The sequence below is a fragment of the Dubosiella newyorkensis genome (genome assembly GCF_001945605.1).
Taxonomy (GTDB): domain Bacteria; phylum Bacillota_I; class Bacilli_A; order Erysipelotrichales; family Erysipelotrichaceae; genus Dubosiella; species Dubosiella newyorkensis.
Genome location: NZ_MPKA01000115.1, coordinates 1 through 626, shown reverse-complemented (window position 1 = coordinate 626; position 626 = coordinate 1). Strand labels below are relative to the sequence as shown.

General features: G+C 41.2%; 1 protein-coding gene. It reads right to left on the bottom strand.

The features are described 5' to 3' along the window. Positions 1–222 precede the first annotated feature (222 nt). On the bottom strand, positions 223–626 hold a 404-nt coding region (locus BO225_RS12445), incomplete at its 5' end, for a hypothetical protein (protein WP_198936141.1).

Below are 626 nucleotides of genomic sequence, written 5' to 3'. Positions count from 1 at the left end.
TTTTTGGAAAAGGAATCTCGGTAAATACAAGATCTTCATTATGAGCAGTGGTATTCGTTTCCATAGGGTAGCCACCTCCTGTGGTTACTCTACTTTAACTTTCATCAGGCTGCTACCCGCTGTTTTAATTCCCGCTTACGATTCATGCTGGAACTTGCACACCAATTCTCCAGAACAAAAGCCATAAAAATAACAGCCCGGTCACTTACCAGACTGTTATTTTTATTGTTCTAATTCTTCTTGGATCTCTAGAATCTTTTCAATCGGACATCTTGCGATCGTTGCGATTTCTTGAAGCGAAAAACGATTCATTTGGAATAGAGCCTGGATTGTTTCTCTTTTTTCTTGTTCGATTCCTTGCATCTTTCCTCGCTTCATTCCTTTTCTTTCCAAACTGCTCTTGTACGCGCTGCTGAATGCTCCATCCATCGTTTCCATCTCCTCTTCTAGTTCTTGATCAAATGGGATCGAATACTTTTCTTCCAAGATCTTTCTCTTTTCTTTCGCGCTCATCGTTTTCCTGAATGTCGTATTCAGAAAATCAAGCAGATCCGATCCGGAAGCCTCCTCTTCATCCTGGCTCAAGCAGATCAGGATCCCTTCCATCAGATCGTAATCTTTCTTTT